This is a genomic window from Erwinia sp. Eh17-17, assembly GCF_039675725.1.
Lineage (GTDB): Bacteria > Pseudomonadota > Gammaproteobacteria > Enterobacterales > Enterobacteriaceae > Erwinia.
The window spans coordinates 68,601-91,070 of sequence record NZ_JBDFQT010000010.1; the positions used below are offsets into that span (position 1 = coordinate 68,601).

Consider the following 22,470-nt stretch of genomic DNA (forward strand, 5'->3'; position numbering starts at 1 on the left):
TCCCGGGTGTCTTGAGGGGAGAACAGCGGGCGAACCCGGAAGAAAGGTTCGCCGTGAGGTCAGCGGATTACTTCGCAGAGATCGCCAGTGCGCCCCCGGCGAAAACAAACAGGCTGCCGGTAGAACGGTTGAGAATACGCAGGCGACGCGCGTTGGAAAAGACTCCCGACAGGCGGCGTCCGGCGCAGGCATAGCCGAACATAATGCTGCAATCCAGCACCGCCCAGGTGACAGCCAGCGTGGCAAACTGCATGGCGTGCGGCTGGCTGGCATCGACAAAGTTCGGAAACAGTGCCGCAAAGAACAGCAGGTCCTTCGGGTTACTGATGCCGACCATAAAGCCCTTACGGAACAGGCGCAGGGCACCCGGTGCCTCTTCCAGCTCTGCGGCATTGACCGTTGCGGGTTCGCTGCTGTCGCGCCAGGCGGCAATGCCCAGCCAGATCAGATACGCGGCACCGACCACTTTCAGCACGGTAAAGGCGGTGGTCGATGCGGCCAGGATCGCCCCCAGACCGAGTGCGGAAGCGGTCATCAGCACCATCGCGGCCAGCACGCCGCCGGTCACCGTCGCCAGAGCCTGTTTGCGGCCATAGCGCAGGCCGTGGGTCATGCTGATCAGGGCCGACGGGCCGGGGATGGCAATCAGTGCGGCGATCACGCCGGTATAAGCCAGCCAGAGTTGAAGCGTCATGGTCGTTCCTTTCAGGTTGCCTCCCTCAGCCTGAGGGGGGAGAAGTCTGTTCTGTCTGATGAAAACTCAGGCGCCGTAGTTTATTTTCCCGGCAGTGAGAAGTAAATCACAGTCGGGAAATATTCCTGCCAGCCTCATTCCTGGCAGCCGTTACCCCGCGATGATATTTGAGCATTGTCCTAATTCGGGGGAAATGCCGCCCTTTTTTAACGTTTACAACGCGCCAACCTCGTGAGAGGCGCCGCCCCCAGGCAGCGGGTTGAACCGCCACGGGAAAAAGTCGGCTAATGTGCTGTAATTTAGAAATTAACTGGCCTTTATTTCTAAAAATAACCGGGTGACGTCAGCGTTAATCACTCCGGGTATTCATTTTTTATGTCAATAAATTTGGCTTATTTATCCTGTTGTTTATTTTTTGAAATATCTGTTCATTAAGCGTAATGGAAACATCGGGTTGCGCGCTGAGACTGGGGTACTATACTGGTTCCCTTATTCACCAAGCGACGTTGCCAGAGTCTTTTGGCATCAGGAGGTTCTTATCACTTTTAACCAAAATGAAGCGATGATTGACAATAACCCTACTGAATATGAAGCCTGGTATGACGATTATGAGGCAGGCCCCGAATCGGCGGTCGAGCCGCAGCCGGAGCCCATCCGTGGGCTGCCCGCGCCTGACATTCTTACCCCTTCTGACCGCTATCAGGAGCTGTTCGAAGCCGTGCAGATGGCGCGTATTTTTTCCGACAGCAAAACCTTCGCGGACTGTGCGCCAAAACACGAACCCGAGCGTATTCTTTACCGCTACTACCTGGCGCGCGAGCAGGAAGATTTTAACCTGCTGGAGTTTGTGCTGGAGAACTTCGATCTGCCGCAGGTGCATGACAGCCGCTATGTCGCCGATCCGAACAACACCATTGAACAACACATCGACGCCCTGTGGCCGGTCTTAACCCGCCAGCCTGAAAAGCACTGTGAGTTCTCCTCGCTGCTGCCGCTGCCTAAACCTTACGTGGTGCCGGGCGGGCGCTTCGGTGAAACCTATTACTGGGACTCGTACTTCAGCATGCTGGGCTTTGCTTCGGCAGGGCGCTGCGATCTGATGCGTAATATGGCCGACAACTTTGCGTGGATGATCGATAAATACGGTCATATCCCGAACGGTAATCGTACCTATTATCTCAGCCGCTCGCAGCCGCCGGTGTTCGCCATGATGGTGGAGCTGTTTGAGAAAAATGACATCCATGAGGCGCAGCACTACCTGCCGCAGCTGAAAAGCGAATACGAATTCTGGATGGATGGGCAGAGCGATCTCTCGCCGAATCAGGCCTATCGCCACGTGGTGATGCTGCCCGACGGGTCGGTGCTGAACCGCTACTGGGATGACCGCGATACCCCGCGCGACGAGTCATATCTGGAAGACGTCGAAACCGCACGTCATTCGTCACGCCCGTCGAGCGAGGTCTACCGCGACCTGCGTGCCGGAGCGGCCTCCGGCTGGGACTTTACCTCGCGCTGGCTGGCCGAACCTGGTCGTCTGGAGAGCATCCAGACCACCAGCATTGTACCGATCGACCTGAATGCGTTCCTCTACAAGCTGGAAACCACCATTGCCCGCCTGTCTGCGAGTAAAGGTGAACAGGAAACCGCAGACCGCTACCAGCAGCTGGCGCTGCGCCGCCGCGAGGTGGTGGATAAATATCTGTGGGAAGAAGAGACCGGCCTTTACCGTGACTACAACTGGCGTGACGGTGAGAAAGCCGTGTTCTCTGCGGCGGCGGTGACCCCGGTGTATGTCGGTATGGCGAGCTTCGATCAGGCGACCCGCACCGCGAAAGCCGTGCGTGACTATCTGCTGGCACCCGGCGGCATGCTGTGCAGCATGGAAGTCACCGGCGAGCAGTGGGACAGCCCGAACGGCTGGGCACCGATGCAGTGGCTGGCGGTCAAAGGCTTCAACAGCTATGGCGAAGAGCAGCTGGCGCAGGAGATCGCCTGCCGCTGGTTAACCACCGTTGACAGCACCTGGCAGCAGCATCACAAGCTGGTGGAGAAATACAACATCAGCGGCGATGCCGCGCTGCTCGGCGGCGGCGGCGAGTATCCGTTACAGGATGGCTTCGGCTGGACCAACGGCGTGACGCGCCGCCTGCTGGAGATGTACCCGCAGCGTTAATCCCACAGGAGGTGGCCACCCGGCCACCTCTGAGACCAGACTCCGCATTATAAAAATGGCTTATTAATCCCCGTCTGCCATAAGACAAAAGCCTTATTTCTCCATGAAAAATCATGCTATTACTTGAGGTTAACCCGCATGATGATCCGGAGTACGTGAGATGAAAAAACTGACCCTGACCGCGCTGGCTTTACTGGCGGGGTTTAGCGCTTCCGCCCTGGCGGCAGAAGAGCTGCGCTTCGGCGTTGACCCGACATTCCCCCCGTTTGAATCGAAAGCCGCTGACGGATCGTTACAGGGTTTTGATATTGATATGGGCAACGCTATCTGTCAGCAGATGCAGGTCAAATGCGTCTGGGTGCAGACCGGCTATGACGGCATCATCCCGGCCTTACACGCGCGTAAGTTTGATGCCATCCTCTCGGCGATGGCGATGACCGACAAGCGCCGCCAGCAGGTGGCGTTTACCGATATGCTCTACAACACCCCCAGCGCGCTGCTGACGCGTAAAGACAGCAAACTGCTGCCGGAGCTGGCCTCGCTGAAAGGCAAAACGATCGGCGTGGCGCAGGGCACGACCCAGGAGGGCTTTGCTCAGACCATGTGGGGCAGCAAGGGCGTTCAGGTAGTGAGCTATCCCAATCAGTCGGAGATTTACCCGGACCTGGCGTCAGGCCGCCTGGATGCCACCTTTACCAATGCCGCTGCGGCGGAATCGGGCTTCCTGAAAACGCCGCAGGGCGTGGATTACCATATTGCCGGAAAACCGCTGTATGACCCGAAATACTTCGGTGAAGGCGTGGGCATTGGCCTGCGTAAAGACGACGGCGCGCGCATCGCCAAAATTAACCAGGCGATGGCGGAACTGCATAAAAACGGCACCTACGACAAGCTGGCGAAAAAATACTTCAGCTTCGATGTCTATCACCGCCCGGAGTAAGTCATGACGGAGATCACACTGCCTGATTTTCAAACCCAGCGCGCCCGCTTTCTCGCGGCGGTTGGCAAGCGGGGTGGCGCGGTCACCCGCTATCCGCACCCGCTGAGCGGCCCGCAGGGCGAAGCGCTCTCCACCGATGTGGCGGTAATAGGGCGTGCCGATGCGCCGCAGGTGATGCTGGTGGTGTCCGGCACCCACGGCGTCGAGGGCTACTATGGTTCCGACAGCCAGATCGCCTGGCTGGAGGGGCTGGATGGCAGTACGCTGCCGCAGGATGTGGCGCTGGTGCTGGTGCATCTGATTAACCCGTGGGGGACGGCGCATCTGCGGCGGGTGAATGAAGACAATGCCGATCTGAATCGTAACTTCGTTGATTTCAGCGCTGAAGTGCCGCACAACGCCGCCTACCCGGCGCTGCACAGCCTTTACACCTGTCGCGATCTTGACGGGCCAGAGCGTGCAGAGGCCGATGTGCAGATGGCGCTGAAGTGTGCCGACATCGGCTGGAACGGCGTGAAGCGTATTGTAGAGGCGGGACAGTATCAGTTTGCCGATGGTATTTTCTATGGCGGCAGTCAGGCCAGCTGGTCGCAGCAGATCCTGCGGCAGATTATCGCCAATCATCTGCAAATGGCGCGGCGGATTATCAGCTTTGACCTGCATACCGGGGCCGGTGCCTGGGGCCATCCGATGCTGCTGGCGATTGCCGAACGTGCTTACCCGGCGCTGGATGAGGCGAAACGCCTGTTTGGCGAATGGCTGACGGTGATTATTACCGGGGCCAGCAGCGAGAGTGATACCGGCGTGACGGCCACCGCCACGGGCTACCTGTCGCAGTTTATGCTGGACCAGCTGCCTGAAACCGACCTGATCCAGCTGGTGGTAGAGTGTGGGACGTACGACGGCCGCGAGATGCACCGCCGCGTGCGTGACGACCACTGGCTGCACCTCTACGGAGACCTGAACAGCGAGCAGGCGCTGCGCGTGAAACAGCAGCTGTTTGAGGGTTTCTACCCGGCCGATCCGGACTGGCGGGCGCTGACGGCACTGCGCACCCGGCAGGTTTTCCAGCGCGGCTGGGAGGCGCTACAGCAGTAACCTTACAGGCGCCCGTAGAAGGTCATGCGGGCGCTTTCTGACAGGGCGACATCCGGCTGAGCATTGTACGCCAGCACCACCAGCATCCGGGTGATCTCCCCTTCCGTCGGCGTGACGCGGTGCAGGGCATTGCGCCCGCGAAACAGCACCAGATCCCCCGGCTCAATCGCCAGTTTTTCCACCGCACGCTCACCGTCCAGCACGGCTGCCACGCCGTCGTAGTTCATCTCACCCGCTTCGGCATTGCGCAGATGGCTGACGTATTCAAAAACACCGCCCGCCTGCGGCTTCTGGATCAGCAGCGTGATGGCAAACGAGGAGTTATCAAAGTGCCAGCCCAGTTCCTGGCCGCTGTGGGCGTAGTGCAGGTTGATCGACGACAGGCTGTCGGCATACGGGAACAGCTGTTTTTCTTCCAGCACACCGCAGAGAAACGCTTTAAATTCGGCCGAATCATACATGGCGCGCAGGGGCGAGGCGGCGGGGATCTCTTCGTCGGTAATACAGCCTTTTGATGACACCACCTGGCGGTTACGCGGGTGGTCGGCAGCAAACGCCTCGTCGCTTTTTTGCAGATAGACGTTGTGCTGGCTGCTGGCATAGAACGCCAGATGCTGGTTATCTTCCCCCTCCTGCTTGATCGCGGCCAGTGCGGCAGGGGTGAGAAAACCACGCAGCACCAGCGCGCCGCTTGCAGCAAGCTGCTGCTGACATTGGGCGGTGTAAGCGGCATTCGTAATCGGGTGAGCACTCAGGTTAAGCAGCGAAGCAAGAGGATTCATCAGGTTCTCACGGACAGAAAGGGAAGGTTCCACTGTACGATGTCGCCGCACTGTGCGCTACTGATTTTGCACGCTTTTTAGCCGAAAAATTGCTACTTAATCATCCGGTACACGGCTATAATCGTGGCGGTTTTTTAAACGAATAGCGTATTGTAATTAAACGAATAACAAGGGAATGAATAATGAAAATTCGGTTATTTGAGGACATGGAGTCCCTCAGCCAGCAGGCCGCAGCGGATATTTTTACTCAGATGACGCGCAGCGGAAGGGTTAACTTTGCGCCGACGGGCGGCTCGTCGCCGCTGCGCCTGTACCCGCTCTTGGTGGCGCGATTACAGGCAGAAAATGCCGGGCAGCAGGTGCACTACTATTTGCAGGACGACATTCCGTTTCGCGGTGAAGAACAGCAGCCAGGCTGCATTTATCAGCATATCGACCGCCATCTGTTTACCCCGGCCGGGATCCCGCCATCGCGCATCCATCCGTTAACCCTGGCCAATGTCGCCCAGGCTGATGCGGCCATTGCCGCTGATGGCGGGCTGGACCTGCTGCTGCTGGGCGTGGGGCAGGACGGACATATTGCGGCGAACCTGCCGGGAACGCCTTTTGACACTCAGACGCGCGAAATCGAGATCGACCGCTGTAACGGTGCGCTGATGGCGGCGCTGGTGCATGAGGTCGGTGCGGAAGAAAGGGTACCCGACAGCTACCTGAGCTTTGGCATTCAGACCATTATGCAGGCGCGACAGGTGATGGTGCTGGTCAGCGGCGAGAATAAAGCGGAAGTGGTGCGCCGCATGCTGATGGACGCCCCGACCGAAGCCCTGCCTGCCTCAGTGTTACAGCGGCATGAAAACTGCACGCTGTATCTTGATGCCGCCGCCGCAACGCGGCTGGATGCAGCCTGGCTGGCCGCGCACGCCGTCCGCTAGTGAAGGGCGCTCAGGGCTGACAGATCCACCTGTTTCAGCAGTGAATTGAGCGGAGCGAACAGCGGCTGCGGTAGCGCCGCCGGGTCAAACCACTGCCAGCCTTCACATTTGTCCGGCTCGCAGCGCTGCGGCGTGCCGCTGGCGTGGTAAGCCAGCATAAACAGCGTGACGTAGTGTTTCTGCTCGGCCTGAAAGAGATCGTTAGTAAACGGCCCGGCGATGCACTCTCCGGTAACTAATCCGCACTCTTCCTGCGTTTCACGTGCCGCACACTGCTGCGGCGTTTCGCCGAACTCCAGATGCCCTCCGGGGGCCGACCAGTGTCCGGCACCGTGGCTGCCTTTACGTTTCCCCAGTAACAGCTTGCCGTCGCGGAAAATTAATACCCCGACGCCAATACGTGGCTGTGACATTGACCTCTCCATCACTCATCTGATTAAGCGGGTCCTGCGACCCGCCGGATAGTGCAGAATGATATAAACGGCGTTTCACTGAGTCAAAAGAAACGCCGCTGCGGCTTAACGGAACAGCTTCTGCACAAATTCAGCATAGGCAGGCCGCCAGACATCCATTTCGTGCCCCAGCTTCGGCCAGGCGTGATAATCAAACTTCACCCCTTTTTCTTCCAGCGTCTGCTTCAGCCCGGCGATATCTTTCCCGGTAATGGTGTCGTTTTCGCCCACCACCACGGTAAAGTTTTTCAGCTGGCGGTTAATCTGGTCGGGTTTATCCAGCTGCGCCGCCACCTGAGCATTCGGTACGGTGGTGGTACTGACGCCGCTCAGGGTCGCCAGCGCGCTGAAATAATCAAGGTGGCTGAGGCCGGACACCAGAGTCTGATATCCCCCCTGCGACAGGCCCGCCAGCGCGCGGCCGTTGGCATCATGACGCACGTTAAAGCGCTGGCTAATCAGCGGAATAATATCGTGGATCAGTTCGCGATCGGCCGCCGCCGCGTTCAGCGGATAGAACAGCTTGCGGCGATCCTGCGGCACATACTCTTCCGGGGTGGTGGTGGCCGTATCGGTTTCCGTATCCGGGATCACCACCAGCATCGGCTTGATTTTTCCCTCTGCCAGCAGGTTATCCATCATTTCCGGTACGCGGCCCTGATCGATAGCCGAACGCAGGCTGTCGCCAAAGCCGTGGTAGAAGTAGAGCACCGGCAGCGGCGCACCTTTGCCGTCGTAACCCGGCGGCGTCCACACCGCCACCTGGCGCTCCCGCTTCAGCTGCGGCGAGTGATAGGTCAGCGTGCGCAGTTCACCGTGCGGCACGTTACGCACGTCCAGAATACTGCCCGGCACCAGAATCAGACTGGTGTTCACCTGGCGCTGCGGTTTGGCATACGCCGTACCGGTGTCGATACTGCGGAAGCCATCGACGCTGAAGAAGTATTCATACAGGTTAGGGGCCTGCACCGCCGAACGGAAGCTCCAGATGCCGCTGGCATCCTTCACCATCGGATGCGAAACGTAGCTGTCCGGCGTGGCACCGGTAAACACCGAGACCTTTTTTGCCTGAGGGGCAAACAGCCGGAAGGTGATTGTACGGTCAGCGTTAACCTGGGTTACGTACTGATTCACCGGCCGGTCCTGGGGCGGCAGCACAGGGAAATCAGCGGGCAGCGTCGCGGAAAATACCGGGAGCGACGCCCCCAGTACCAGCCCGGACAGCAGCAGTGCAACAGCAGACTTCTTCATCAGTTACTTCCTTATCGGTTAAGAAAATCAGGGCCGGTTACCACCACACTTCCGCCTGCACGCCCAGAGAGAGCTGGTCGTTTTTACTGTCCTGGAAGCGGTAATTCGACAGCTCATTATCCAGTACATGCAGATACGTGCCGTAGAAACGGATCTCCGGACGCGAGTTCAGGATGCTGGTATCGACTTTAAGCGCATGATACAGCGTAGTTTTATAGCCGGACTCTTTCAGCTTTTCGCCTGACTGGGTTTTGTTGGTCTGGGTAAACCAGCCCAGCTCGACGCCGGTCTGATTGTAACTATCCCAGATCCAGGCCGGACGCACCACCGTTCGCAGGCTGTTGAAATCGCTGTGTGAACCGCTTTCGTAGCTGTAGACATCGCTGCCGCGCGAGTAAACCAGCGCATTCGCCATAATGATCTTATCGCTCAGATACATTTCACCCTGTGAGATGGCGCGGAACGCCGTGCCGTTGGTGTGGTCGCCATAGTAGGTGCCGTTGTAGCTGACATTGGAGCTGGCCCCGTTGTAATTGGCAAAACTGCTGGCGAAGGAGTTGTTACCGGCCTGAACGCTGAAGTCGTTAAAACCTTTGTTGCTCAGCTGCTGGCGAACAATGGCGGTGCCCAGCCACGCATCTTTCAGCGCATAGAAGCGGCTGCTGTCTTCATTGCTTTTCTGTTCGTCAGTTTTATTCGCCATTGAATATTTGCCCATGACGGTCAGCGTGGCGCTGTCCCACAGCGGCAGGTCTTTATAGCGGACTTCGACAGAATTAGTGTTCATCTGCGTCTTATTCGCCAGATCGCGCGAGTAAACGTCGATATCTTCCCGCGTCAGTGACAGGTCAACCTTGCCCGGCCCGGCGGCGAGGTTTTCGATGCCGACACCGCCGCCCACGTCGGTGCGCACGCTCTTCCAGTCCAGCATCTGGATTTCATACACCGGCAGGGTGTGCTTCCCGACCCAGAAGTCTGCTTCAGGCGCAAACGGCAGGAAGCCTTTGGTGGTCAGATAGATATCGGAGAACTGCAGCAGGTTTTCATTGCCGTTGTTATCGCCGAACCAGCCTGATCCATACTGCTGGCTGACGTTACCATCCAGTTTGACGATGGCTTCGGCCGTTTTGCCGTTCTGATTATAGACCCGCTGCTTGAGCAGCAAGTCGAACCAGCCGCTGTGTTCATTGCCAAAGCGCCCGACAGAGCCGATCGCATACGACTGCGGGGAACCGTTGTTACCGGTCGCCCAGCCGCTGCGCAGGTAGCCGGAGTAGGTGAAACCAATATCCTCTTTCACGTACTGGCTGATCTCTTTCAGGCTGACCGGCTGGCGGCTTTCGCCACCGGTAGAGGTGCTGGCGACGTCAACCGTTGAGCTGGCGCTGACCGCGACAGGGGCCGTATCCGCAGCACTGACCGGTGCCGCACGTTTTGCTATAGCAGGCTGTTGATGCTGTGCTTTATATTCGCGGAATTCAGTTTGAGTCCGCTGTAACTCTTTTTCCAGTAATTCCAGCCGCTGTTCCAGCGTTAATTTCGCGGCAAGAACGTGGTTTGGAAACAGTGCAGAAGTCATAAGAACGGCTATTATTTTTAATGAGTGTGTTTTCACTTTTTCGTTTCCCTGGTGTGGCATGATAAATAAAAGGCATGCGGAATCCCTGCCAGTCGTAGCGCTAACGGGCATAAAATGAAGAGCGGGTGCCGGTGCAGACAACACTCTTTAAATCAGTGGGTTATTTTTATCGTTTGTTTTCTTTAATGCTGTTCTCCTTAAATTTTTCCGCAATCCGCTTTTCCGCAGGCAAAAAAAAACCTGAAACGTTTTTCTTCGACCGTGACAAAACGGCGAGAAAAACGGTTCAGGTTTTGCCTGTTACCAGCAGGCTGGCAAACAGTAACAATCCGGAGTGTAGATTAACGAAAATCAGGGTGAAATATTTCGTAATAAGAAGATTCTGTATCAGTTGCGTCCGGGGCTGCAATGAGATTTTCATTCTCTGTTTACAATCTGTGATGAAACTAACACTTACCGATGGCAGGCATGACTATCCTCCCTGTGGGAAGTTGAACAGGGCCATTCAGGAGAGCCGCAATGAGTCACAGATTTATCAGCGAAGACCATATTCGTGACCGCTTTTCTAAAGCGATGTCGGCGATGTATCAAAAGGAAGTTCCTCAATATGGCACGCTGTTACAGCTGGTGCGCGAGGTGAATCAGCAGGTGCTGGCGCAAAGTCCGCAGGTGCTGGATGCCGCGCAGTGGCCGCAGGAGGTGAACCGCCTGAGCGTGGAGCGCCACGGCGCTATCCGCGTGGGCACCGCGCAGGAGCTGTCCACTCTGCGTCAGCTGTTTGCGGTCATGGGCATGTCGGCGGTGGGCTATTACGATCTGTCGGCCGCCGGGGTGCCGGTGCACTCCACGGCGTTCCGCCCGGTAGCGGAAGCCTCATTGCAGATTAACCCGTTCCGCATCTTTACCTCACTGCTGCGTCTGGAGCTGATTGACGACCCGGCGCTGCGCGAGCGGGTCAGCGATATTCTGGCGCGGCGCGACATCTTTACCCCCCGGCTGCGCGAACTGCTGACGCTCTGGCAGCAGCAGGGCGGTCTGGATGATGAGCAGGCGGATGAATTTGTGCAGCAGGCGCTGGAAACCTTCCGCTGGCATCATCAGGCCTCGGTCGATCTCGCGACCTACAACGCGCTGCTGGCCCAGCACCGGCTGATCGCTGATGTCGTCTGTTTTCACGGGCCGCACATCAACCATCTGACGCCGCGCACGCTGGATATCGACCGCGTACAGCAGCTGATGCCGGAGTATGGCATTACGCCGAAAGAGACCATCGAAGGTCCGCCTGCGCGGCGCTGCCCGATCCTGCTGCGGCAGACCAGCTTTAAAGCGCTGAATGAGGCGATTGATTTTACCGACCAGACGGGGGGAATGCATACGGCGCGCTTTGGCGAAATTGAGCAGCGCGGCGTGGCGCTGACGCGCAAAGGTCGTGAGCTGTATGACCAGCTGCTGCGTGAAGCCTCCGGCGAGAAACATGCGGATAATGCCAGCCACCAGCGGCATTTGAGCGCGGTGTTTGCGGCTTTCCCGGACGATGCCGATCGGCTGCGTCAGCAGCAGCTGGCGTTTTACCGCTATCGCCGCAATCCGCAGCAGGCCGCCGCCGCGGGCGAAGATCTGGAAAGCCTGATTGCGCGCGGTGCGGTGATTGCCGAACCGATTATCTACGAAGATTTTCTGCCGGTCAGTGCGGCAGGGATTTTCCAGTCTAACCTCGGCGGTGATACCCAGCAGGTGGGCAGCGGCAGCCCCAGCCAGGCGGCCTTTGAGCAGGCGCTGGGCACCACGGTGATTGATGAATTCGCCCTGTATCAGCAGCTGCAGCAGGACTCGCTCGACCGCCTGTTCCCGTAGGGGCCGACCTTCTGTTTCGGCCGGCCGGGATGATCGCCCCTGCGTTTAACCTATCCGACCGGTTAACACGCCCTCAATAACGTTCAGCGCCCCTTCATGATTGTTACTGTCGGTATGATAGCGCGCCACCTGCTTCACGGCGGGTTGCGCGTTAGCCATCGCAAAGCCAAAACCGGCGTGGGCCACCATCTCAATGTCATTTCCGCTGTCGCCAACGGCGACCACTTCGTCATCGGCAATCTGCCACTGGCGCTGGAGCAGGGCCAGCCCGTGAGCCTTGTGAATGCCGGGAATAATCAGGTCAACAAAACCAAAGCCGCTGGAGACCGGCGTGACGATGCCGTCCAGCGCATGACCAATGTGCGCCATCAGTTCCGGGATCTTCTCGTCGGCCAGGTTGAGTGAGAATTTGAAGATAGTGTCATTCAGCGCGCTGAAATCGTCGCGCATTTCCAGGCGATGATAGTGTTGCGACATCAGATCGCGCAGCGAATCGGGCGCGCTGTTCAGCATATAGGCGCTGCGCGGGCCGCAGACCACGGTATGGGCGTAGGGCAGCCCGGCCAGGACTTCCAGCACTTTCGCCAGATGTTCATCACTCAGCTCGCCGCAGAACAGCGTTTTGCCCCGGTCGACAATATTCGCGCCATTTTCAGAAACAAAGGCGATCTCATCGCGAATTTCCGGGAAAAAGCTGATCAGCTGGTAATACTGGTTGCCGCTGGCGACGACAAACTTAATGTCCCGCTGTTTAAGCTGCTGGTACTGCGCCAGAAAACGCGTTTTGTTATAGCTTTTATTGTCATCGAGGAAGGTGCCGTCCATATCGACAGCAATCATTTTAATCATCAGGTCCCCTGAATAAAAAAAGTAAAAAACAGTCCCCATCATCCCTGGAAACAGTGAACGAAAAAAGAGGCAACTTTTGCCCATGGGTTCCTCTTTTTTGCTCTGTTTTGCCGCACAGCCAGCGCGTTTTCCCCTCCCGGCACTCTTTTTTGACGCCAAGGTGCTGAATCCTTCATTACAGGGAAAAACCGACCTGGAAAAGAGGCAGTGATTTTCTGTCGCCGCAGATTGTTATCCGCCGGTCACTTACCTAATATGAAAATTCTGTTTTACGAATGAAAGTTTCCGTCACGATATAAGGTCAATATGAAACAGCGACACCGCCGCATCCTCGATCGGGTAGAGGAGAAGGGCAAGGTCAGTATTCATGAGCTGGCGCAGATCGCCGGGGTCTCCGGCGTCACGATCCGTAAGGATCTGGCGGAGCTGGAAAGCCTGCACTATCTCAGCCGGATCCACGGTTTTGCGGTGTCGCTCAACGATCTCTCTGAGCGTGTCAGCAGCAACTTTTCCACCAAAGAAATGATGGCCAAGCGGGCGCTGGGGCTGCTGTCGGAAGGGGATACGCTGTTTATCGAAGCGGGCAGCAGCAATGCCCATTTCGCCCGTGAAATTGGCCGATCTGGTCTGGATGTCACCGTGGTAACACCCTGCGTTTACGTCGCTAACGAGCTGAAAAACTGCTATCAGGACGTGGTGCTGATTGGTGGGGTGCTGCAAAAGCGCAGCGAGTGTCTGGTGGGGCCGCTTACCCATCTGTGCATCAATAACATCAATTTCAATAAGGTGTTTATCGGTATTGATGGCTATCACCCGGACTATGGCTTTACCGGGCGCGATATCATGCGTGCGGAGAATATCCGCCTGGCGATTGAGAAACGGGTGCAAAACTTTGTGATTGCCGAGTCGGGGAAGTTCGGCAAGCTGTTCCCCTATAACGTTGCGAAGCACAGCGACATCGATACGGTGATCACCGATGCCCAACTGTTGCTGAACGATGAAACGGCCCTGCTGCAACAGGGAGTGAAAGTGCTGAAGGCCTGATCTTGTATGTGGAGCAAGCCCCATTAAACGGGTAAATCGATGCAGCTGCACGAATGGGCTGCTTAAAAATTGATGTTGTAAAGAGATTGTTGCAACTAGCATTGTAGGCTTGATCTAATTCCGCTCCGTGCCAGTAGCGGACGCTGAAGCCGTAATACCATCTTTGCATGATGCAACAGATGACGGTATGTGCATATTTTTCGTAAGGTAAACAAAATCTGATCGGGAATTCATCAACCACCAAGGATAATTGCCCATGCCAACCCCCACACTTACAACAGATCGGTTGCTTTTGAAACCATTAGTCGCCGAAGATGCTAAGCAGATCCAGACGCTTTATCCCCGCTGGGAAATAGTCCGCTATATGGTGGCATCGGTCCCCTGGCCTTATCCAGAGAATGGTGCAGAGAATTACGTCAATAACGTTGCTATGCCTGACATGGCGAGAGGAATTGCATGGTTCTGGACTATCAGAAATCGTGAGATACCAGATAAAGTCATGGGCTTGATCTGTCTTTACGATGAAGAAGATAACAATCGTGGATTCTGGCTCGCACCGAAATATCAGGGTCAGGGCTATATGCGTGAGGCTAGTATTGCGGCTACAGATTACTGGTTCAATGTGTTGAATAAGCCGGTGTTACGCGCACCTAAAGCAGCCCTTAATAGCCGCTCTCAACGTATTTCGGTCACTAGCGGAATGCGGCTTATCAAAACTGTTAAGAAGGAGTATGTCAGCGGCCTTCTGGATTCTGAGCTTTGGGAAATCACCCGCGATGAGTGGAATGCTCGAAGAGTGCAATGATACTAGTAATACAACGTCCGCTCCTCGCTCATAGCGTACATATCTGAATTCCTTAATTGTGAGTGTTAACATCTGAAAAGCGCAGGATTGACCAAGTTGTACGCTATAAGACACGATTGAAACGACGCTTCTGGTGTGTCGGCAGATTTAATCCAAGAATCGGGCTGAATTGTTAATGGCTGCAATGATACTAAATCCTACCTCAGCTGTAGCGTTTTGTTAGCTAAAAGGAGTAAACATGGAAGTAAGGGTAGAACTGTGTCCGCCAGATGAATGGGAATCCATGGTGAAAATTTTTACCGAAATGGAAGAACACTATTATGGTAAGGGCATCATTCAGGAACCACTGTTGAAGAATTACCTCCGCAATCGACTGTTCAGTCAGCTCTCCGGTACTCTGGTGCTCAGGGCTCGCTACGACGCTCATATCGTTGGGCTGGCGTGTTGCAGTATTCTCTACCCTTCTCCCCGGTACAGTGGCCAGCTGCATATCAAAGAGCTTTATGTCTCCCAGAGTGAGAGAGGTAAAGGCATAGGGGAATCCATAATGCGTTTTATGGCGAAACTCGCTCTTGAACATGAGTGTCGTAGCCTCAGCTGGAATGCCGAGAAATCAAACGCCGGAGCAAACCGTTTTTATCAGTCTTTAGGGGGCACAATAAATGACGGTATTGTGAATTATTATCTTCATGGTGAACTCCTGCGTAAACTAGCTTCCGACAGTTCGGCAGAGCCTAGCGGCTGTACTGGTTAAGCTATCGCACTGATTTGGCTTGCCAGGGAGGCAGAGGAAATCTGCAGAATGTTGATGCCGTGTCCGCTCTGTGCCAGAAGCGGACGTTGTATCTTTGCACGCTGCGATAACTTTTTGATAATTTTGCAAACGCATTAAAAAGACAATTATCAGAGTGGCCTCTTAAGTGTTCTTATGCAGATTGCGGTAGCCTCCTGGCGTTCTTCCGGTATGACGTTTGAATGCCAGCGAAAAAGAGGGAACAGATTTATATCCGGTTAATCTTGCTATCTCACTAATACTTAAGTGATGTTTCCTGAGTTCAGCGCATGCCAGCTCCATTCGCCATGACGTCAGATAATTCCCGGGCGTTGAACCGGTAAGCTGGTGAAACCGACTAGCGAACGCACTGCGGGACATGGCTGATTTAGCAGACAGACTTGCCAGCGTCCAGTCTGCAGATGGAGAAGAATGTATCAGTGACAGTGCGGTTCCTATTTTCCTGTCACCGAGCGCTTTCAGCCAGGATGTCCCTTTCTGATTACCCTCTAAGTATTCCCTCAGCATCTGCACCAGAACAAGTATTGCCATGCTACTGGCCACAATGTCGTGTCCGGGACGAAGCGCTGATGTTTCATGCGAAAGCAAAGTGATAAGGGCGGTGAGTGCAGGAGAAGAACTTTCCTCTCGTCGTGAAACCAGAACCGGAGGCAGATGTTTTAAAAGCAGCGGGCTGGAAGCCTCCTCAAATACGAATCTTCCCCCAATCCCCTCACTGATAAGTTCTCCCTGGCCGTAGCGGACCACGCCATCCGCTTCACGGTGAGAAGAGAATATCTGCCGTCCGTCACTCACCATCAATGCCGGACTTGAGCCACAGCAGTAAGCGTCACCCGAGGTCAGAAGATAGAAGTCCCCTTTTTCAAGCAGCAGAGGCTGCATTCCGACCATCCAGAGCCAGAAGTTCCCCTCAAGCACAGTGCCGAACTTAATGTGTTTATAAGAGGGAAACCGCATTGCCCAGGGGCCACGTGCTTCCATACGGGCCGTAAGAATGGCCTCTACCTTCAGGAGTGAAAGAATATCAGACAGCGGATCCATAACATCCTGGACGAATGAATAATAAAAAAGGGATTTCTATAATAAAAGAAAGCTTTTATCTGCGTCATTATCATTTGGAGCTTAACGGAGAAAACCAAATGAAATACGCAGAACTGGGTAAAACAGGGGTTTATGTTTCACGCATTTGTCTCGGGACGATGACATTTGGCGGGGCGGATAATGCCGCCGGTAATGCCATCGGCCGTCTGACGGGCAAAGAGGCGGATATTATCGTTGGTGAGGCGCTGGACACCGGCATCAATTTTATTGATACCGCCGATGTCTATGGTTCGGGGGGCTCTGAAAGCGTGCTGGGCGAAGTGCTGGCGCAGCGCCGCGGTCAGGTTTTCCTTGCAACAAAAGCGCACAGCAGAATGAATGCGGGCCCAAATGATGCAGGCCAGTCGCGCTATCACTTGATGCAGGCGCTTGAAGCCAGCCTGCGGCGGCTTAAAACCGATCACATTGACTTATATCAGGTTCACAACTTTGATGCTGCAACGCCGCCTGAAGAGGTTTTACGGACACTGGATGATATGGTGCGACAGGGTAAGGTCAGGTATATCGGCTGTTCGAATTATGCGGGCTGGCAGCTTGCCAAAGCCCTGGGTGTCTCGGCTGAACATAAGCTTGAGAAATTTGTCAGCGTACAGTCTTTTTATTCGCTGGCCTGCCGCGACATTGAGCATGAACTCCTGCCGGCAATCAAGGACAGCCACAGCGGACTTCTGTGCTGGAGTCCACTGGCAGGCGGGCTGCTTTCAGGCAAGTTTGATCGCAGCGGCAATCATGACGCTTCGGGCAGGCGCGCGAAGATCGAATTTCCACCCGTCGACAAGAACCAGGCATGGGATATCGTGGATGTGCTCAGAGCAGTTTCTGAAAAACACAACACCACACCAGCCTGCATTGCGCTCGCCTGGCTGCTTTCGTCACCGCAGGTGACCAGCGTTATAGCGGGCGTGCGTAATGTGGAGCAACTCAGGGGCAACCTCTGCGCACTGTCTGTTGAGCTCAGTGAAGAAGAAAAAGGAATGCTCGATGAGGTCAGTCATCCAGGGATTCGTTATCCGGGCTGGATACAGTCATATAATGCCGCGAGTCGTTTCCCTGCGGGCTTTACCGATACCGGACCCAGTTGGGTGCTGGGCGAGTCACCCGTCTGAAATAAAATATATATGGGATGTCCGGTTCGTATTTAGGCCGAAAAGGGCTGGTACAAAATAAATGCCAGTAGAAGCTGAATATCTCAGTGTCAAAGATCCGCTGCTCGCTCGAAGCAGCCTGATGGGCTTCACCTACAGCAGTTTGGTGCCAAAAGCGGACGTTGCTTGCATCATGGAATGTTAGTTTACCGAGAGCAGGCCAGCGCCTCTATGCAGCTAACCCCGCCTCTAATGATTTGCTGCATATCGCCATTTTTAAATTTGAAGTCTGATTGATGAAACTGCGTAGTAAGAGATTTGACTGAATGGCCGGATGGCGCGAGTGCAGAACAGCGCCCCAGGGGGAAGGTGTAACGCGCCGTCCGGCACGAGAGGAATTATGAAGGCCATCCGCAATAGAAACAACTATAAAGAGGAACGCGTTGCAGGTTGCATTACGGATGTTATGAGCGTAGCTCATATGGGCAATTGGAGAGTAATGCCAAATATTTCAACAGGCGTTCAATTAGTCCACCGAGCCTTTAATTGCAACAGTATAACTTTATCATGGTTTTAAATGAGATAAGCCATCCCTCAAGATGGCTTATCAAATGCAAATACAGAAGAAGTTTTGTAAAAATGTTGCCGCATTAAATGGCACACAACTAAAGTATTTGAACCACTTATACAGCGTTTGTGCGGAACACGCTGACAGCATCCCTCAGGCTTGCGGCCCGGCTTGCAAGTTCATCAGCAGATGATGCAGACTCTTCAACCAGTACGGCATTCTGCTGCGTAACCTGATCCATCTGTGTCACCGCAATATTTATCTGAGATATGCCCGCACTCTGTTCTTCAGAAGAAGATGAAATCTCTCTGACTAATTGAGATGTCTGCTCAATAGCTTCCACGCTTTGCTTAACTTTTTCACCGGCATCCAGGGCCATCGAAATTCCCTGTTCGGCATGCTCAACTGACTGCTCAATCAGTCCTTTGATCTCCTTCGCCGCTCCAGCCGATCGCTGTGCGAGTGCCCTGACTTCAGATGCAACAACAGCAAAGCCCTTGCCGTGCTCACCTGCCCGGGCAGCTTCAACGGCTGCGTTTAAAGCAAGAATATTAGTCTGAAACGCTATCCCGTCAATAACGGAGATGATTTCTTTAATCTGCCCCGCACTGTTGCTTATTTTTTCCATTGAAGCCAGCACTGACTCCATCGCCTCACCGCCTCTTAAGGCCGCACTGGTAGCGGAGTTGGCCATTTCAGCAGCATGGCGCGTGTTATCTGCATTATTGCCGATAATTGACGATAACTGCTCCATACTGGCCGCAGTCTCAGCCAGAGAGGCTGCCTGTTGTTCAGTTCGCGCAGAAAGATCACCATTTCCGCGAGCAATTTCTTCAGATGAGGTAGCGATAGTGACAGCGTTGCTTTTGATGTTTTCAACCGTAAGTGTAAGTCGCTGACTCATTTGCAGTAATGCCTTGAGCAGTCCGGCAGTTTCATTACGTCCTGTCACCGTAAATGTTGACGTAAGGTCACCACCTGCGACTTCAAGCGCCAGCTTTGATGCTGCACTGACAGGTCTGGTAACGGAGCGAATGATAACCAGAGCGAAAATTACTGCCAACAGGACGATAAAAACAAGAACTGTCAGTAGTGCATATTGTGCATACCGGTGTTCCTTAATCTGCGCATTCAGCATTTCATTCAGCTCATTACCTCCACCAATGGCGTAGTCGCTGAATTTGTTAATAGCGTGCGTAAAGAGCGCTGCATAGTTTTTCGGGTTTTGATTCGTCATGCTCCGGTTAAGAAAAATCGCCTCAGCGGTTTTGAGAGCACTGTTTGCCTCCTGAACGGCTGCATCTGCATCTGCACTGAACTTTTGCTTAAGTGTGTTATCAGATAAAAATAGTTTTTCAGAATCCTGAACAAATAAATTCAGGTTATACGAACCATTACTGATTAAAGACTCCATACGGACAGAGTCTGCTTCACTTATGCTTTCATTTCGGGCAAGAAGGGAAGTGCCGAATGCACGTATTTTCCCAAGGCTTTCGGTCAATTCAGGCAATGATGAAAAATTACTCGTAATTAAACGGTACGTGTTGATATCTGAATCGAGAGAAAGGCCGTAAAAATCCAGCACATCACGGTTCGCGTTCAAAAGGTTGCGAATGAGGAGGGCATGCGCATCAAGACTGGCTGTTAGAGTCAGTTGTGAAGAATCGATTCTCTGCTGTAGCTGGCTCCACTGTGTGCGCACATCATTAATTTTGCTGATTATGGCAGCGCTGCCTTCTGTCTTGGCCATATCTTTAGTAATAACGTCAGTAATGTTTTCAATTTCATCTCTGACCTGAGCGCGGGACGGTGTTGCTGGATTTTTAGTTGCAATGGCAATGGCGGTTTCTGCACGATGGCGCTGTATCAAATTGAGTAGGGCTAAAATCTTATTTTCTACGGGTACACCTGTTACCTCCCTTTGCTTATCCTGAATGTATTTATTACCTTCGGAAACAAAAAGCATGGTAGGAACTGAGAACAGGACAAGGGAAAACAGGCCCAGAATGGCAAATTTGGCGGTAAGACTTATATTGTTAAGAATCTTATTCATTTATAATTCCTGGTGAATTAATTCGTTATAGTGATAATTACAAAAGATACATTTGCAAAGCACCTTAACCTTTTTATCGGTTATTCCTTCATTAACTTTATACCGCATTGTTGATTTACTGCTTTACGGAATAAACCTTTAGTAACGCTAAACAAAGCACTTAAGCTAAATAATCATTATTTCTCGGGATGAAGTTATGTTCGCAGCGGCATTAGTCATTGCTGGATTTTAATCTGAGAATTTTTACTGAGATTTGAATGAGTCGGCTGAACTAAATGCGGATCGCGCACATGTATTATGAACATGTCGCCGAAGGACGTTGTCTCGGGGAGGTAAGGTGAAGCAAAACTATCTGACCTGGCAGGCGCTTTGATCGCTGCGAGTGACCTGCTCCCCGTTGATTCACTCATAACGCTGTTAGCAATGTCCGCTTCTCGCTCACAGCGGACCTTCATCGTTGACAATTACAGCGCATCTATAAACACCTCCTGGTTGACATCAAACACAACTGCCCACCCGGTGCTTTCATATTATTGCCGCTTTGCTTCGCGAATGCCTTCCCGGTGAAAGTATGCTTTCACCATATGGAAGTGAAACACGCTATCTTGCTGTAATATAAGACATCATTTCCATTTCCCCTCGCCCGGATAAGCGTGACGGGGGTCAAATTTCAGCGCACCGGTTTCCTGTACCTTCCTGTGAAAGCGAAAAAGCTTACAGATGAAACGTTCAGTACGCTCCCGGAGGATGTGATGGAATTCTATTTAGATACGGCGGATGTGGCGGTGGTGAAACGCCTGGCAGCGGTGCTGCCGGTAAAAGGGGTGACTACCAATCCGAGTATTGTGGCGCGCAGTCAACGCCCGCTCAGCAGCGTGCTGGAGGAGCTGGTCTCGATTCTGCCCGCTGACAGTACCCTGTTTGCTCAGGTGATCGCCCGTGAGGCGGCGGCGATGGTGGATGAAGCCTTACGGCTGCGTGAGATCGTGCCGTCACTGGTGGTCAAAGTCCCGGTGACCCATCAGGGCCTGACGGCGATTAAGGCGCTGACCCGCCAGAATATCCCCACGCTCGGCACAGCGGTGTACGGCGCGGGGCAGGGGTTTTATGCCGCGCTGGCCGGGGCCAGCTATATCGCGCCTTACGTTAACCGGGTCGATGCCCAGGGCGGCGACGGCATTGCGCTGGTGCGCGAGCTGCAAACCCTGCTGGATCTGCACTGCCCGCAGAGCAAAGTGCTGGCCGCCAGCTTCCGCACGCCGCGTCAGGTGCTGGACTGTATGCTGGCGGGCTGCCAGGCGATCACCGTCGATCCCGACGTAGCGGAGCTGTTCCTGCTCGATCCGGCGGTAGACAGCGCGCTGCAACGCTTTGACCAGGACTGGTCATCGGCCTATGGCAGCCTGACGCTGTCCTGAACCCCGGCGGACCTTCAGAGTTACGTAAAGAATTCTTACCTGTTGCCGATAAATTAATCTACCGATGAAAAAACCGTAGAGGGCATTATGGGCGTAATCAGTGGAGTAACAGACAGCGTGGCAAGAGGATTCATCGCCACCAATGCAGGGGAAGCAACAACAAACGCAGTGACTGAAAGTATTACCGGGAAAACCTTACCCGCCAGCGTGGTGATGATTTCCCCGGAAGGCAGAGCGCGGCTGGCTCAGGCTTCCGCTGAACCGCTGACGGCGGAACAGCAGGAGGAAAACCTGAAGGATCTGCATGCCGGTAAATCTGCCGGTCAGGCCCCGGCGATCAATCTGGGCTATGACCTGTTCAACGATCCCAACACGCAATGGGATGCCCGCACCTTCAGCCCGCTGCTGGGCATGACCAGCGACAATACGCAGGCCAGTATGGATGCGTTTGCCGCCGCCCTGCACGACGCGCTGGCCGATGGCCAGGTCGGCCGCAACCAGTACGACAACACCGATACCTCCGAAGCGATGGCCCTGACCTTAACGCAGGCCAGACTGCATAAGCTGGTGGAAAAATATGTCGCACCGGATCGCCAGCAGCAGGCGACGAAGATTGTTGACGATATGACGGCCGACAAGATTGCCGTGCGTGAAGCGCGAACCTTACTGTCTGCCCAGGGGATGCTTGATATCGCCACCCAGTACGGTACTGGCGCAATGCAGGCTGAAGCGCGAGACTATCTTAACCAGGTGCAAAGCGGTACGGCGCGCCCGCAGGTTGAACTGGCTGCGATGCTGGCGGCAACGACGCTCAGCAAGAATATGGAGGCGACGTTCAGTGCCTTTGCCGACGTGATTAACAACACGCCGAATCCTGATAATAAGGCGCAATCGTCGATTGAGAATGCCCTGAAGCAGCTTGATGTCTACCGCAAACAGTGGGATGACTTTTACCAAAAAAACGCTGAGTAACGCGGCGCTTATCCCCTGCCGCGACGG

Annotated in this window: 19 protein-coding genes; 11 read left to right on the forward strand and 8 right to left on the reverse strand. The window is 54.4% G+C overall.

Annotated elements, in window-relative coordinates; genetic code table 11:
* Window positions 1-67: 67 nt before the first annotated feature.
* On the reverse strand, window positions 68-694 hold the full coding sequence (locus tag ABEH87_RS19440) for a LysE family transporter (protein ID WP_346578785.1): 627 nt from the start codon (window positions 692-694) through the stop codon (window positions 68-70).
* 538 nt (window positions 695-1,232) lie between these two features.
* Here ABEH87_RS19440 and treF point away from each other — a divergent pair.
* From treF to ABEH87_RS19455, 3 genes are all read left to right on the forward strand, one after another.
* Window positions 1,233-2,867, forward strand: coding sequence for an alpha,alpha-trehalase TreF (gene treF / locus ABEH87_RS19445; RefSeq protein ID WP_346578831.1), 1,635 nt, complete (start codon window positions 1,233-1,235; stop codon window positions 2,865-2,867).
* A 160-nt stretch (window positions 2,868-3,027) separates the two neighbouring features.
* A complete protein-coding gene (locus ABEH87_RS19450; RefSeq protein ID WP_346578786.1) occupies window positions 3,028-3,807 on the forward strand; it encodes an ABC transporter substrate-binding protein in 780 nt (259 codons plus the stop codon).
* A gap of 12 nt (window positions 3,808-3,819) precedes the next feature.
* A complete protein-coding gene (locus ABEH87_RS19455) occupies window positions 3,820-4,905 on the forward strand; it encodes a DUF2817 domain-containing protein (protein ID WP_346578833.1) in 1,086 nt (361 codons plus the stop codon).
* Window positions 4,906-4,907: 2 nt separating this feature from the next.
* Here the strand turns inward: ABEH87_RS19455 and ABEH87_RS19460 are convergent, their stop codons facing one another.
* Window positions 4,908-5,687, reverse strand: coding sequence for a 2OG-Fe(II) oxygenase (locus ABEH87_RS19460; RefSeq protein ID WP_346578788.1), 780 nt, complete (start codon window positions 5,685-5,687; stop codon window positions 4,908-4,910).
* A 182-nt stretch (window positions 5,688-5,869) separates the two neighbouring features.
* Here ABEH87_RS19460 and ABEH87_RS19465 point away from each other — a divergent pair, with 182 nt between their 5' ends.
* On the forward strand, window positions 5,870-6,619 hold the full coding sequence (locus tag ABEH87_RS19465; protein ID WP_346578790.1) for a 6-phosphogluconolactonase: 750 nt from the start codon (window positions 5,870-5,872) through the stop codon (window positions 6,617-6,619).
* Here ABEH87_RS19465 and ABEH87_RS19470 read toward each other — a convergent pair.
* The 3 genes from ABEH87_RS19470 to ABEH87_RS19480 all read right to left on the reverse strand — a co-directional run bounded on the left by ABEH87_RS19470 (window position 6,616) and on the right by ABEH87_RS19480 (window position 9,901).
* Window positions 6,616-7,032 (reverse strand): NUDIX hydrolase, encoded by a 417-nt coding sequence (locus ABEH87_RS19470; protein WP_346578792.1) that lies wholly within the window; start codon window positions 7,030-7,032, stop codon window positions 6,616-6,618. The two genes, ABEH87_RS19465 and ABEH87_RS19470, sit on opposite strands and share 4 nt — an antisense overlap.
* Before the next feature lie 105 nt (window positions 7,033-7,137).
* On the reverse strand, window positions 7,138-8,322 hold the full coding sequence (locus tag ABEH87_RS19475) for an alpha/beta hydrolase-fold protein (protein ID WP_346578794.1): 1,185 nt from the start codon (window positions 8,320-8,322) through the stop codon (window positions 7,138-7,140).
* Between the two features lie 37 nt (window positions 8,323-8,359).
* Window positions 8,360-9,901 (reverse strand): carbohydrate porin, encoded by a 1,542-nt coding sequence (locus tag ABEH87_RS19480; RefSeq protein ID WP_346578796.1) that lies wholly within the window; start codon window positions 9,899-9,901, stop codon window positions 8,360-8,362.
* A 519-nt stretch (window positions 9,902-10,420) separates the two neighbouring features.
* On the opposite strand from ABEH87_RS19480, the gene ABEH87_RS19485 reads away from it, so the two are divergent.
* Entirely contained in the window at window positions 10,421-11,755 is a 1,335-nt protein-coding gene (locus ABEH87_RS19485; protein WP_346578797.1) for a VOC family protein, read from the forward strand.
* A 45-nt stretch (window positions 11,756-11,800) separates the two neighbouring features.
* Here ABEH87_RS19485 and ABEH87_RS19490 read toward each other — a convergent pair whose 3' ends face one another.
* On the reverse strand, window positions 11,801-12,604 hold the full coding sequence (locus ABEH87_RS19490) for a Cof-type HAD-IIB family hydrolase (RefSeq protein ID WP_346578799.1): 804 nt from the start codon (window positions 12,602-12,604) through the stop codon (window positions 11,801-11,803).
* Window positions 12,605-12,910: 306 nt separating this feature from the next.
* Here ABEH87_RS19490 and ABEH87_RS19495 point away from each other — a divergent pair, with 306 nt between their 5' ends.
* The 3 genes from ABEH87_RS19495 to ABEH87_RS19505 all read left to right on the forward strand — a co-directional run bounded on the left by ABEH87_RS19495 (window position 12,911) and on the right by ABEH87_RS19505 (window position 15,207).
* Entirely contained in the window at window positions 12,911-13,648 is a 738-nt protein-coding gene (locus ABEH87_RS19495) for a DeoR/GlpR family DNA-binding transcription regulator (protein ID WP_346578801.1), read from the forward strand.
* Window positions 13,649-13,904: 256 nt separating this feature from the next.
* Window positions 13,905-14,453, forward strand: coding sequence for a GNAT family N-acetyltransferase (locus ABEH87_RS19500; RefSeq protein ID WP_346578802.1), 549 nt, complete (start codon window positions 13,905-13,907; stop codon window positions 14,451-14,453).
* A gap of 238 nt (window positions 14,454-14,691) precedes the next feature.
* Complete coding sequence (locus ABEH87_RS19505) at window positions 14,692-15,207, forward strand: GNAT family N-acetyltransferase (protein ID WP_010259836.1); 516 nt, start codon at window positions 14,692-14,694, stop codon at window positions 15,205-15,207.
* A 162-nt stretch (window positions 15,208-15,369) separates the two neighbouring features.
* Here ABEH87_RS19505 and ABEH87_RS19510 read toward each other — a convergent pair whose 3' ends face one another.
* Window positions 15,370-16,287 (reverse strand): AraC family transcriptional regulator, encoded by a 918-nt coding sequence (locus ABEH87_RS19510; RefSeq protein WP_013199736.1) that lies wholly within the window; start codon window positions 16,285-16,287, stop codon window positions 15,370-15,372.
* Between the two features lie 98 nt (window positions 16,288-16,385).
* Here ABEH87_RS19510 and ABEH87_RS19515 point away from each other — a divergent pair, with 98 nt between their 5' ends.
* The gene (locus tag ABEH87_RS19515) at window positions 16,386-17,453 is read left to right on the forward strand and encodes an aldo/keto reductase (protein ID WP_041691785.1); all 1,068 of its coding nucleotides are present in this window, start codon (window positions 16,386-16,388) and stop codon (window positions 17,451-17,453) included.
* Between the two features lie 662 nt (window positions 17,454-18,115).
* Here ABEH87_RS19515 and ABEH87_RS19520 read toward each other — a convergent pair.
* Complete coding sequence (locus ABEH87_RS19520) at window positions 18,116-20,053, reverse strand: methyl-accepting chemotaxis protein (RefSeq protein ID WP_013199739.1); 1,938 nt, start codon at window positions 20,051-20,053, stop codon at window positions 18,116-18,118.
* Between the two features lie 752 nt (window positions 20,054-20,805).
* Here ABEH87_RS19520 and fsa point away from each other — a divergent pair.
* Together fsa and ABEH87_RS19530 are read left to right on the forward strand one after the other, a co-directional pair.
* Window positions 20,806-21,471: a fructose-6-phosphate aldolase gene (fsa, locus tag ABEH87_RS19525; RefSeq protein WP_346578804.1), complete on the forward strand. Its 666-nt coding sequence runs from the start codon at window positions 20,806-20,808 to the stop codon at window positions 21,469-21,471.
* 87 nt (window positions 21,472-21,558) lie between these two features.
* Window positions 21,559-22,443 (forward strand): hypothetical protein, encoded by an 885-nt coding sequence (locus ABEH87_RS19530; RefSeq protein WP_346578806.1) that lies wholly within the window; start codon window positions 21,559-21,561, stop codon window positions 22,441-22,443.
* Window positions 22,444-22,470: the final 27 nt, after the last annotated feature.

What these genes read in the sequence shown, in the direction of transcription:
- ABEH87_RS19440 (WP_346578785.1), bottom strand. Translation starts at nt 694, where the DNA reads ATGACGCTTCAACTCTGGCTGGCTTATACCGGCGTGATCGCCGCACTG.
- ABEH87_RS19450 (WP_346578786.1), top strand. Translation starts at nt 3,028, where the DNA reads ATGAAAAAACTGACCCTGACCGCGCTGGCTTTACTGGCGGGGTTTAGC.
- ABEH87_RS19460 (WP_346578788.1), bottom strand. Translation starts at nt 5,687, where the DNA reads ATGAATCCTCTTGCTTCGCTGCTTAACCTGAGTGCTCACCCGATTACG.
- ABEH87_RS19465 (WP_346578790.1), top strand. Translation starts at nt 5,870, where the DNA reads ATGAAAATTCGGTTATTTGAGGACATGGAGTCCCTCAGCCAGCAGGCC.
- ABEH87_RS19470 (WP_346578792.1), bottom strand. Translation starts at nt 7,032, where the DNA reads ATGTCACAGCCACGTATTGGCGTCGGGGTATTAATTTTCCGCGACGGC.
- ABEH87_RS19475 (WP_346578794.1), bottom strand. Translation starts at nt 8,322, where the DNA reads ATGAAGAAGTCTGCTGTTGCACTGCTGCTGTCCGGGCTGGTACTGGGG.
- ABEH87_RS19480 (WP_346578796.1), bottom strand. Translation starts at nt 9,901, where the DNA reads ATGACTTCTGCACTGTTTCCAAACCACGTTCTTGCCGCGAAATTAACG.
- ABEH87_RS19485 (WP_346578797.1), top strand. Translation starts at nt 10,421, where the DNA reads ATGAGTCACAGATTTATCAGCGAAGACCATATTCGTGACCGCTTTTCT.
- ABEH87_RS19490 (WP_346578799.1), bottom strand. Translation starts at nt 12,604, where the DNA reads ATGATTAAAATGATTGCTGTCGATATGGACGGCACCTTCCTCGATGAC.
- ABEH87_RS19495 (WP_346578801.1), top strand. Translation starts at nt 12,911, where the DNA reads ATGAAACAGCGACACCGCCGCATCCTCGATCGGGTAGAGGAGAAGGGC.
- ABEH87_RS19500 (WP_346578802.1), top strand. Translation starts at nt 13,905, where the DNA reads ATGCCAACCCCCACACTTACAACAGATCGGTTGCTTTTGAAACCATTA.
- ABEH87_RS19505 (WP_010259836.1), top strand. Translation starts at nt 14,692, where the DNA reads ATGGAAGTAAGGGTAGAACTGTGTCCGCCAGATGAATGGGAATCCATG.
- ABEH87_RS19510 (WP_013199736.1), bottom strand. Translation starts at nt 16,287, where the DNA reads ATGGATCCGCTGTCTGATATTCTTTCACTCCTGAAGGTAGAGGCCATT.
- ABEH87_RS19515 (WP_041691785.1), top strand. Translation starts at nt 16,386, where the DNA reads ATGAAATACGCAGAACTGGGTAAAACAGGGGTTTATGTTTCACGCATT.
- ABEH87_RS19520 (WP_013199739.1), bottom strand. Translation starts at nt 20,053, where the DNA reads ATGAATAAGATTCTTAACAATATAAGTCTTACCGCCAAATTTGCCATT.
- fsa (WP_346578804.1), top strand. Translation starts at nt 20,806, where the DNA reads ATGGAATTCTATTTAGATACGGCGGATGTGGCGGTGGTGAAACGCCTG.
- ABEH87_RS19530 (WP_346578806.1), top strand. Translation starts at nt 21,559, where the DNA reads ATGGGCGTAATCAGTGGAGTAACAGACAGCGTGGCAAGAGGATTCATC.